The organism is Saprospiraceae bacterium (assembly GCA_016710235.1).
In the GTDB taxonomy this organism is placed as follows: domain Bacteria; phylum Bacteroidota; class Bacteroidia; order Chitinophagales; family Saprospiraceae; genus Vicinibacter.
The window spans coordinates 650,969-663,138 of record JADJLG010000001.1; the positions used below are offsets into that span (position 1 = coordinate 650,969).

The following is a 12,170-nucleotide window of genomic DNA, read 5'->3' on the forward strand; positions in this document are numbered from 1 at the left end:
AATTATTTATTTATTGAATATAGTTTTCTTTCTTACAATTTGTTTCCTTCTTCTTAATCGGTTCCGGAAAAAAAACAGGTCAAAGATACCAAAGATTTTTCCAGATAATCAAAGGAAACTCATAAGAATTTGCTTAAAAATTTGCCCAAATGGCAAAAATTTTCCAAATTGTCGAGTTCGTTTTCCTACTTTCGAGAAACATCCCTGTAAAGCTGAATAGCCGCCACCCTTTCTCCAACGGCTTTTCCCAGTCGAAGCCCTTCTTCACAATCCATCCTAAAATGAACCCCAATATACATCCTAGAGAGGGCGTTTTCTTTTGCCATCTGACTGAAGCTGGTAAAATGTCTTGGTGTACCAACGAACTCTTTCCGTCCTTCATGACTTCTGTCCATAAAATCTATTTCTTCACCATAAAACTTCATCATAACTTGTGTAGCAGAAGCACCAAAAGCAGAATGTCCTGATGGGTATGCAGGAAATGGAGGGGTGTGATGCAATGGCTCCCATTCAGGATTAATCTCTCTTCGAATATAAGTTTCGGGTCTCTCAACACAATAAAAATACTTATCAGTCCATACTTTTACAGCAGCATCATTGAGAGCCAATCCTATTTTAAAATTACTTTCCAGGATTTTGACTACGGGTAAGCGGTATTTTTTCACCAGCTGTTGTTGAATGGAAAGCCAACGCGTTGCTGCACAAAAAGAGACGCCTGTAAAATCATCACTCCAAAATTCCGCTATCCACCTCCGCTCTTCTGTGATGGGCTGAGATAGATTAAATATCTCCCAGGCTTGAGCAAAAAAACCTGAGCTTCTCTCAGAAGAATACTCGACAGGATTTTTTGAGCTGATCTCATTTGGATTAACAATAAACCACCTGGTTTTTTTCCAATGAGGCAGTAGTGGAGGCATTTGATCTGTTCCCGTGGGTTGCCATTTGCCCGGGCCGGATGGAGGGTGGTAATTTGGGTCATAGTTGTATAAAAATGACATATGAGCATTGCTGTCTGTGCTAGAATACTGATATACAGCTTCGGCTATCTCTTTGCCATGATTTCCTGACGGCAAAACACTTTCGTTTTTGAAATCCTCCTTTATTTTTTGCTTGTATTTTTGATATAACATTTCTATTTTCCTATTCTGGATCATATTGGCATGAGGAAAAAACTTGTGTGCGAGCTCGTAATAGCTTTCATTCAATGCCGCGGGCAAATTATACTCAGCAATTTGGTGCGTCCATGATACCGTGGAAAATTCAGGGTGGCTTACACCAAATGACATGGCATCAGGATATTCAGCTACTCCACATTCCCATCCAGCCAGACCAACATAAGCCCACATTCTTGCACTAACAGGAGGTCTGTAACCATCAGTATTCCAGTCGAGAAGAATGTACTGATTGTACCAATCAGCAATTACAGCTGCCGCTAGCTTCTGTTCAGTATTGATGTTATGGTCAGCATTGCTGCAAGAACTCCCCAAGAATAATCCCATAATTGTCATCCAAATTAGCAAAAGCGGATTTGCTGAAAAAACAACCTTGGGTGCGGGATCTACTTTGTTTCTCAATTCAGGGATTTCTTTGCCCCTGTTGTTTTCCATTCCTCTGAGTATAAATTCTGTACCTTGGACCAAATCTGATTTTACATGCATTTTTATTTGATGGATCCTCAGAATACTCTGCACCAAGTGGAGTCCTATACCGGTGCCCTTCTTTTGGGCCTGACCGGGGCTACGATAGAATGCCTGAAATATTTTTTCAATCTCATCCGGAGGAATATAACTGCCTTGATTGTAGAAATTGATTTGCCAGTCATTGTGTTCATTGAATTCAAGTCTGACTTTAACCTGATGTTCAGGTGAAAACTTACATCCGTTCTCCATCAAATTATAAAAAGCTGTAACCAGAAGGGCTTCATTACTCAGAATGATCAGGTTCTCGTCATCTGATGGCAAATTCTGGATTTCAAACTTTACATTGTAATCCGGTTGAGCACGGATCAGCATCTCCCGAGCCTCATAGATCAACTCATCCAGGCGCACCTTATGCATTGCAATTTGTGTTTGATCTGAATGTACTCTGGCTAACTGTAAGAGTTTCTCCATGGTATTTACCATTTCACTCACGTCTTCCTGCAGGGATGAAAGAATATCGTTGTACTCTCCTACACTTCTGGTTTTGTGTCGAGTCATTTGCAACTGAGCCTGTATGGCAGCTAAAGGATTCTTTAGCTCATGGCTCACATTTGCTATAAAACTTTTTTGCATCTGAAAGGCATATTCTATCCTATTGAGCAATGAGTTTACAGTTTGAATGAGATGTGACAACTCATCATTTTGATTTTTTTGATGTAGACGTTGGCTCAAATCTGAAGGCAACAATTTATCTACTTGATTGACTATATTGGAAACCGGTCTCATTGCTTCCCCAGCAAAAAACCACCCACCGAGTACAACTAAACAGACAACTATCAAAAAACAAATTAAAAGGATATTGCGCAATTGTGTCAAAATACCGAAATCCGGAATTTCTTCGGATATTGAAATGTAAGTGTTACCATTACTTGTATGATGTTTGACACCAATAGCTTTGAGTTTATTGTTGCTAAATCTATAGATGCCATTTTGATCAATAGAAAAAAATACTTCAGGTCTGATCTGAGTGGCTATTTTATTGAGAGAAAATACGCATTGCTGATATTTGTTGAAAATACTTGTGTTGCTAAAATAAGGGAGGTGAACATCTTCTGTAACGTTATTTGAGTTAATCGGTTTCAGTTCTTCTTCATGTTGCAAAACCATTTCTGCTGTCATGCGGGCTTTACTCTCCAGCAGTTTGAAGAATTCTGTTTCTACGTGCTGCTTGAACTGCTGATAAATAAAAACAAATGCCAGAGCCATGATCCCTGCTGTGATCAAAAAATACTGAAGAGTAAGTTTAGTCCGAATTTTCAAATTTTGATTTTACAGATTAATTTACCATATGATTGCAAAGGTAGCCAAATTAATTTTCATTAAATTTCATAACATACCCGATGCCAAAATGAGTATAGATGAGTTTTTTTAAACCCGGTTTTTCGATTTTTTTTCTGAGGTAATTGACATAAACTTCGATGACATTGGTATTGATCTCATCATTCAAGTTCCAGACCTTTTCAAGAATTTCCAGTTTTGGAATAACTCTCCCCTGATTATTTAAAAAATATTCCAGGAGTTTAAACTCTCTAGGTGTAAGGGTGAGTTTTTCACCTGCACGGGTTGCTTCCATTTTTGTCAAATCCAGAACCAAATTATCAATACTCAAAACATGATTGTTGCCGGCAATCACTATCATAGACCTTCGATGCAGGGCTTGAATTCTGGCATGAAGTTCTTTCAAATCAAATGGTTTAGCAAGATAATCGTCAGAGCCTGCCTCAAATCCCTGTAATTTATCTTCAGTTTGGGATAATGCGGACAGCATCAAAACCGGAGATTTGATACCAAGCTGTCTAATCCGCTTCACGAGCTCTATGCCACTGAATGAAGGCAATATCACATCAGAAACGATTACGTCGAATGAACTTTTTTCAGTCAACTGCAGAGCTGTTTCTGAATCGTTTGCAACGCTTACACGCACATCCATTTCTTCCAGATATTTCCGGATAGATTCTGCCGTTTTAAGCTCATCTTCAATCAGTAGAACATGCATAATCCAAGGTTATGAAGGAAAACAAAAAAGATTCCAAAAAGGAAGCTCAAATATGCAATTCTTATTAAATTCTTATTTCTCAAGCTTTGCAAATTGATCACAATCCAATAATACAATGCTGTTTCACAGTTAATTAATTGAATTGTTTTCACATTTTATTGCCCCGACAAACGGAGAATTTGAATAGAACTGGAATTCAACGCATGGATTGATTCCAATGCATTGAGCTCTACTTCCGTAGCAGTCCGCAGTGCGGTCAGATATTCCAGATAACTGATCTCGCCTGCACCATAAGCTGTCTTGGTATTCCTCACAATTTCTTGAGCAGAAGGAATTGCATATCTGACATAATGATCATGCCTTCTTTGTAACTGTTCATGTTTGTTCCAGCTTGAACTCAATTCTGATAGTAGCATTGATTTTTTATATTCAAGAAGAGCTAGTTTGGATTCCATTCTGAATTGTTCAGATCTGATTTTGGCTTTCATTGATTTCCATTGGAGTGGAACGCCGATCCCTGCAGAGAAAACATGAAACCTATGGTCTCTTCCAAAATACTCTTCTTGTCCATCTACAGTTTGGATCCCGGTCAAAGATTGATTTCTGTAAGATGCTTTAATTTCCGGTAAAAACTGTGATTTTTCAAATTTCAGTTTGCGACTTGCAAGTTTCGCTTCCATTTCAAAGGACTCAATTATCGGATTGTGGCTCTGCACAGTGTTATTCTGTAGGTTTAATATTTCCATTGGATTGTAAGTTGTTCCAATCCATTTTATTTCGACATCAGATTCCTGTAAAAGATCTTTGAAGATTCTATACGAATTCTCCAGATCCACCTGATTTTCTTCAAGTAAAAGTGTCATCTGCCCTTTGGCAGTTTCCGCCAAAATCAGCTCGGCTTTTGTGACTTCTCCTGATCTAAATTTTGCGGAAGCTATTGCTTCAAATTCTCTATAGAAACTGTCTAAATAATAAAGTTTACTCTTTCTGTGAGAATAAAATAGCACATCATCGTAAGCTTTTCTCACCGAGCTTTTCAACTCTATCAATTGAACTGAATGATCAGCTTGGGAAACCTTCCATTCAGCTTGAAGTAATTTTCTCCTGTTGAGCATCGTACTTGGAAAAGGGATAGTTTGGGAGAGAACAAACGCCTGATCATGATTGATAGTACTATATTGTCCAAATTCAGCATTGATTTCGGTTTTCGGAATTTCAAAAGCGGTAGGCAGTTGTCCTTCAGCGGATCTTACATCCAAAGCAGAAGCTCTTGGGATTGGATGATTTTGCATGGCAAGCTGGATTGCTTCTTCCAATGTTACTGACTTTTTAGACTGACAGAAAACCGCCGACGCAATACAGAAGAGTATCAATAATGATGCATAAAGCTTATATGACAAAGAAGATAGTATGCGGGACATGGTATCAATATGGAAGGATGAAAGAAAATCGGTTAGCTTCATTTTAGATGGAAATAGCTGAAAAGACAATCTTAAGAATCGCAAGATTCTATGTGAATTTTTGAGCTGTAAATATAATACCGAATCACACTATGATTCAATAATGAATTATAGCTGTGTTGAAGTCTTAAACAACAAATCCTGAGGAGGCTCTCTCTCAGTGCAATGTGAAAGAAAAAATTGGAAGCAAACCAAAGAAGCCGAAACAAGATCACAAAAGTTACCCAAAAAGTAAAATTTTGTTAAAATTTGACAAATAAATCTATCAATTTGCCTATTTTAAAGAGGTAAACTCAGTTTTTAAGAAAGAGATCCTAAAATTTTAAAAAGTTTTTTCGGACATTATATATAAAATAAATTAATTTATTATTAATTGTATTTCTGTATATTACTCTTATCAAGCTGATTATTTGGTTTTATTTAATCAAGCAAATAAAGCTCACTTGCCATTCACATTTTTATAAAAACTGCATATATACTTTTTGAATGAATTGCAGAATGGGACCGGATGACCTTTTTGGTCTCCACACGTCCAAGATGCATCTATTTTTTATCAACGGACGAATCAAATTTTTCAAATGATTTTTATGAAAAAACAACAAACACAAGACTTGCTCAAAATCCCCATCTTTCTTCTGCTGATCCTATTGAGTTTGGGATCGGTTCAGGCCCAATTGAAATTACCCAGATTCTTAACTGCGGGACGCGCGAAAGCTTCGTGCACACATCCGCCTATAATCACTTGTCCACCTACGTTTCATGCATGTCCGGGAGTTTCCACTCTCCCTTCTAATACAGGGTATGCAACTGCAGTACCGGGAGGCTTGGGCTGCAATCAACCAAGTGTCTCATATCATGATAATATTGTTTCCACAGGTCCGTGCAATGGTGCTATCACCATCCAGCGTATTTGGACAGCAGTAGATCCTCAGGATCCAACTTTGTATACAAATTGTATGCAAATGGTAAAACTTTCAGATGATACAGCTCCAACGATTACCAACTGTCCTGCGGACATTACAATAGCTTCTAATCCAGATTGCTATGCCACAGTGTATTGGAACTCTCCAACTGTTACTGACAATTGTGGAAAGCTGTTCCTGAACGTAACCCATGTCAGCGGAGATAGATTTCAGGTAGGGATCACCAGAGTAACCTACACAGCAGAAGACCTATGTGGCAATAGCTCTACCTGTGGATTCAATATAACAGTGACAGGTAACTGTTGTGACAAACCACCAATCCTTTCTTGTCCTGGAGACTATAGCGGCTGTCCGGGAGATTCTATTTCTCCTAAAAAAACAGGAACTCCTACAGTAAGACCTGGAAAAAGCACTTGTGCAATACCGGTTTTGACCTACCGTGATTCCGGATTAGTTCAGGGATCATGTGCCGGCGCAATGACATTCTTCAGGATTTGGACGGCTCGAGATCCATTTGATTCGAGTCTTGTTTCCAGATGCACTCAAAAGATCAGCTTTAAGGATGAAATTAAGCCCGTTTTTTCATCATGTCCAGCTAATCTGACACTTGCACCCGGTGCCAACTGTCAGGCTTCCGGGAATTGGATTTCTCCTGTAGTAACTGACAACTGCGGCACGCCACAAATTACGAGTACTCATCAGAATGGAAGCTCTTTTAATGAAGGTATTACTACAGTAGTTTATACAGCCACTGATAGATGTGGCAACTCAGCAACATGTAGTTTTACTGTGACCGTAACACCATGCTGTACTGCTCCTCCAATCATCCAATGTCCAGCGGATTATTATGGATGTCCTGGTACTTCTACAGCTACCACAGTAACCGGCCAAGCTACTGCTTCTCCATCTCAACCAAATTGTGGTACTCCTCTCGTGAGCTATAATGATAAAATCATTTCACAGGGACCATGCTCAGGTGCCATCAGGATAGAAAGAACCTGGATCGCTACTAATAATGTCAATAATTTACAATCAAGCTGTGTACAATTGATTTTATTGAGTGATCTTATACCCCCTGTGTTTACTTCCTGTCCAACCAATATGACAGTAATGCCAAATCCGGGCAATTGTCTTGCAACGGTTTCCTGGACAAATCCTACTGTTACTGATCATTGTGGAGCTCCACAGTTGACTTCAAGTCATCCCAATCCCGGAGATTTTCCGGTAGGAGTGACACAGGTAACCATTACAGCAACGGATGGCTGTGGTAATAGCTCTACATGTAGCTTTTCCATAACTGTAAATCCATGTTGTAATTCTAATCCAGTAATCAGTTGTCCACAAAATTATACTGCTTGTCCGGGTACTAGTACAAACCCATCTACGACTGGGACAGCTACTGCAACACCCGGTAGTCCTCAATGCGGAGTACCTGCCATCAGCTATTCTGACGAGATTCTGTCACAAGGACCATGTGCAGGAGCGATTGAAATCAAAAGAACCTGGAAAGCTACTGATCCGAATAATTCAAATCTGTATTCGACTTGTATCCAAATTGTGAAATTAATTGATCAAACTCCTCCGGTATTCACCTCATGTCCTGCTAATGTGACAATACAGCCAAACTCAAATTGTCAGGCGGTGTATTGGTGGACTCCACCAACTGCAACTGACAATTGCAGCAATCCCCAAATCGTAGGATCACACCAACCGGGAACAATTTTCAACGTAGGTGTTACAACGGTGACTTATACGGCTACCGATGGTTGCGGAAATGTTACATCACATAGCTTCACAGTTACAGTACCAAATACATGCTGTAACCAGCCTCCTATTATAAATTGTCCAGCTCCTTATTATGGTTGTCCTACACAAGCTTGTGGGCCGGGAATTTCTGGTACTGCCACTGCATCAAAATCTTCGTCACAGTGTGGTACTCCCGTGGTTAGTTACAGGGACTCCATATTGACTACAGGACCTTGTGTTTATGCTAAGAAATTTATCAGGATATGGAAGGCTGTAGATCCCAATTATCCACAATTGGTGAGTTATTGCCACCAGTTAATCGAATTGAAAGACAACACCCCACCTTACTTTACATCCTGCCCTTCAAACATAACAGTTGCTTTGAATGGCGCTTGTACCAAACCGATAAGTTGGAACCCTCCAACGGCATATGATAACTGTAGCAATGTGCAGCTTAGCTCAAATTATCAACCGGGACAAAGTTTTGGACCTGGTGTTTATACGATCATTTATACTGCTACTGATGTTTGTGGGAATAAAGTCACACACTCATTTACCATTACTGTCACGGGAGGTGGTTTGGATATTGTTTGTCCAGCAAATATCACGGTTACACAAAATGATCCAACAATTCATGGAGCCTATGTTTCTTGGAATTTACCAACTGTGAATAGCTGTGGTGGTTGCAACGATACACTACCAGGGTTTATCTACATGGGTACTTACAATGGACATCGCTATTTCTGTAGTTTGCAACAAGCTACATGGCAAAGTGCACATAATATTTGCAGAAGTCTGGGAGGCAATTTAGCATCTATTGGCTCCGCAGCAGAAAATGCCTGGGTACAAAGTAAACTAATGGGCGCAACTGCGTTTATAGGACTGCATGATAGTAGAGTGGAAGGTAGCTTTGAGTGGACAGATGGGTCACCATTGAATTACACGAACTGGTACCCGGGTCAACCAAACAATGCAAATGGAGATCAAGACTTTGTTGAAATGCTGCCTGACGGTACATGGAACGATCAGTACACTTCTTGTGTGAGAGAATTCATCTGTGAGATGCCATGCTACGATCTCAGACAAATTAGTGGCCCTTCAAACGGTGGATTCTTTAATTGCGGTACAACTACAGTCACTTATGTTGCTACCCAGGGAAGTCTTTCTGATACTTGCAGCTTTACCGTAACTGTAAATTGTACGACAACAGGTGGTGGAAATGGATATTGCATTTCGAAAGGTCTGGATAGTCGATTTATGTGGATCAATACAGTAAAGTTTGCTACTATCAACAACACATCCGGAAATAACGGAGGCTATGCTAACTTCACAAATATCTGCGCTGATGTCAAATGGGGCAACACTTATCCAATCTGTCTAGAGCCTGGTTTTGCGAATAATACAGCTTACACCGTTTATTGGCGAATTTGGATAGACTATAATGGAGACCAGGATTTTGAAGATCCAGGAGAATTTGTCGCATATGGCAATGGCTATACAACGCTCTGTGGTAATATAACATTACCTGGAAACTGTGTATGCCCTGGAATCACTACCAGAATGAGAGTAGCTATGTCCTACGGTGGGTATGCCGGAAATTCGTGCTGTATTTATTCATACGGGGAAGTTGAAGATTATTGTATCAATATTTCACCAACTTTTACAGGAGGAGGCTCCAATTCACTGGTTGCACTTCCTGATCCTGTTCACTTAAAATGTCCGGGCTGTCCTGCAACTGAGATGAGTTTTGAACAACTGAATTCAAGAGGATCAGATCCGGCTTTGGAATCACAACTTCCTGAACCTGTATTTTCAGTTTCGCCAAATCCTGCTCGAGATGAAGTGCTCATATCCAGCAGTAATTCACCAATATCGTCTATTCAAATTTTCAATTCTACCGGCAAGATGGTTTGGCATTTACCGGCGGTGAATGGAACACATTTCCACAGAATAGACATCCAAGACTGGGCTGCCGGAGCATATGTTGTACACATCACTTCCAACGATGGCAACAAACACATCCAGAAGATTTTAGTCCAAAAATAAATTTGACACATAAGGAAATTAGAAACCGGAGTGAATTCCTCACTCCGGTTTTTTATTTTGTAGACTATCTATGCATTTTAATAGATTTTTCTTCTGTTCTTTCCTCCATTCCGTCCACTTAGGTCTCGACTGTCCATCATATTCATTTTTATTCAAAATGAAGTCAATTAAATCTTTATAATTTAATTTCCGAACATTCACATGGATGGCATCAGCGTGCATTTCAATTAAAAATTTTACTGACGTTTCATTCATATCCTCGCAAAAATTAACAATGGGAATTCCAGAAGCAAAATATTCGGGAACTTTTGAAGGTAATCCAGGATAAGTACCATGCGAGAAATTTATAAGAAAATCCGCTTTTGAATAAAACTCTCTTACTTCAGAACTAGAAATTGGCTCGACAATAGATACTCTCTTTTCTGCTTGGCAAAATTGTATCAATCCATCACATTGATTTCCGACCAAAAGGATCTTGCAGTCCAGTTCGGCTAATTCAGGTGATTTTAATGTTTCCAACAATATTGAACATTCCTTGATACCATTCCTCAAATCATTAAAAGTAGAACCAAGGAATAAAAATGTTATTTGCCCATGATGCTTTGCCTTTTTTAAAGGAAATTCCAATTGCCTGGCATTATAAATTAGTTTCATTTTATCCTTAGGAATACCTCTTACTTCATTGTAATAATTTAAAATTCCGCCACTATTCAATATAAGAAAGTCAGCCTTCCTCAATACATAAGATTCAAACTTAAAGGTATTTGACCGCAAATAGGAATGTGCAGTCGGAGTATGTGGATTGTGCGCATACAAATCACCAATATCACAAATCCATTGTACAGCATAAATCCGTTTAATCAGAATGCCAATCAGGTGGAAACTCCATGGATGTGAAATCGTAATAATCATATCCGGCTTCGTTACCCGCTTTAATAAACTATATTTTATAAAAACGCTGAAAGCAGTTAAAATGGATTTATCAGGAAAAATCCAAGCTTTAAATAACTTATAGATGTTTCTCTTTAGCTTGCTTTGAATTTTGAATTTCCTGCTTTCCGATCCATTAGTTTCCTGAAAATCACTCAATACAGCACGGCTATTGTAATAAGTAACTTCATGCTCTTCCAACAATGATCGAATGATTTGGTCAGTTCTGAAAGCCCGAGGATTGTTCTCCGGAAAATAATGATTGCTAAAAATATGAATCCTCATAACAAACTTGAATAAACATCAAAAAGCTCATTACCGGAACTATTGCTTTTACTGCGAACGCTTTCCAATGCCTGCCAAGCCATACGCTGATAATCTCTGGAAGAGAGAAAAGAAATTTCATCTAAAGCTTCAGACGCATCTTGAGCATCATTCTCCCTAATCATCCAAGAATTGTAACTGTGTACAAATAAATCAGGTATATCACAATGAAAAGTGGTCAGTACGGGTTTACCATAAAATAAGGCATCCCGAATAAATACAGGACAACCACCTTCAGTATCCCCGCTCGAAGCTTTGTGAGAAAGGCTTACTGCAATATGGGCCTGAGATAATTTTTTCTGGTAATCCAAAAAAGGAATATGATCATTAATTGAAATATTCGAAAGATTTTGATCATTCACTGCAACAGTTAAAGATTTAAAATAGTCTTTTTCCGCCTGCTCACCATAAAATTTAACGGAGAACAGATTTCTGTTTTTGAGTCTCAATGCCTCGACCAATATATCCTGTCCTTTTTTTTCGGTATAGCTTGCCGCCTGAATCAATTTTATCGGTTTAAACCAATGGATTGGTTTACTAATTCCTCCTGTGAACGGAAACAACAAGTGTACTTTATGAATCATTTTTGCGGGTACACCATAGGAGATCAACAACTTTGTCGAATAATTACCTTCCACTACAAAACGGCATCCAGACTTAGCAAAGTGTGCATATTTATCTTTTACTTCTGGATTCTTCTGAATCAAATACTCGTAATCAAATCCATAAAGTGAGATGAAGATTTTAACATTCAATTCTAACAATAGATCAACAAACTCCAAAGCTACGTGACCAAAGTGCACATGCACTACTTCAAACATTTTAGAATGAACTAACGACCTTAATTCTTTCCGGAGAGTATGATCAGATAAAGATCGTTGGATCTTTTGGTGTAATGGAATAGGGTATGATACTTGAAGAATGGATTTATTTATTGGTACAAAATCTGATTTTGTGCCTTTTAAAAAATACTTTGCAAAAACAAAATGATTTACTTTAGGGCTCGATTGCAACAACAATCTTTCTAACCAATTCATGGTAACAG

Annotated in this window: 6 protein-coding genes; 1 reads left to right on the plus strand and 5 read right to left on the minus strand. The window is 38.8% G+C overall.

Annotated elements, in window-relative coordinates:
- Positions 1-185: 185 nt before the first annotated feature.
- The 3 genes from IPI99_02680 to IPI99_02690 all read right to left on the minus strand — a co-directional run bounded on the left by IPI99_02680 (position 186) and on the right by IPI99_02690 (position 5,117).
- Positions 186-2,960, minus strand: coding sequence for a phosphatase PAP2 family protein (locus tag IPI99_02680; protein ID MBK7339415.1), 2,775 nt, complete (start codon positions 2,958-2,960; stop codon positions 186-188).
- A 49-nt stretch (positions 2,961-3,009) separates the two neighbouring features.
- Positions 3,010-3,696 carry a response regulator transcription factor gene (locus IPI99_02685; GenBank protein MBK7339416.1) on the minus strand — a complete coding sequence of 229 codons (687 nt, stop codon included), beginning with the start codon at positions 3,694-3,696 and terminating at the stop codon, positions 3,010-3,012.
- A gap of 155 nt (positions 3,697-3,851) precedes the next feature.
- The gene (locus tag IPI99_02690; GenBank protein MBK7339417.1) at positions 3,852-5,117 is read right to left on the minus strand and encodes a TolC family protein; all 1,266 of its coding nucleotides are present in this window, start codon (positions 5,115-5,117) and stop codon (positions 3,852-3,854) included.
- A gap of 626 nt (positions 5,118-5,743) precedes the next feature.
- On the opposite strand from IPI99_02690, the gene IPI99_02695 reads away from it, so the two are divergent.
- A complete protein-coding gene (locus IPI99_02695; protein MBK7339418.1) occupies positions 5,744-9,871 on the plus strand; it encodes an HYR domain-containing protein in 4,128 nt (1,375 codons plus the stop codon).
- A 39-nt stretch (positions 9,872-9,910) separates the two neighbouring features.
- On the opposite strand, the gene IPI99_02700 is transcribed toward IPI99_02695, so the two are convergent.
- Positions 9,911-11,086 (minus strand): glycosyltransferase, encoded by a 1,176-nt coding sequence (locus IPI99_02700; GenBank protein ID MBK7339419.1) that lies wholly within the window; start codon positions 11,084-11,086, stop codon positions 9,911-9,913.
- Complete coding sequence (locus tag IPI99_02705; protein ID MBK7339420.1) at positions 11,083-12,162, minus strand: glycosyltransferase family 4 protein; 1,080 nt, start codon at positions 12,160-12,162, stop codon at positions 11,083-11,085. The genes IPI99_02700 and IPI99_02705 overlap by 4 nt, the downstream gene beginning before the upstream one ends.
- Between the last annotated feature and the right edge of the window lie 8 nt (positions 12,163-12,170).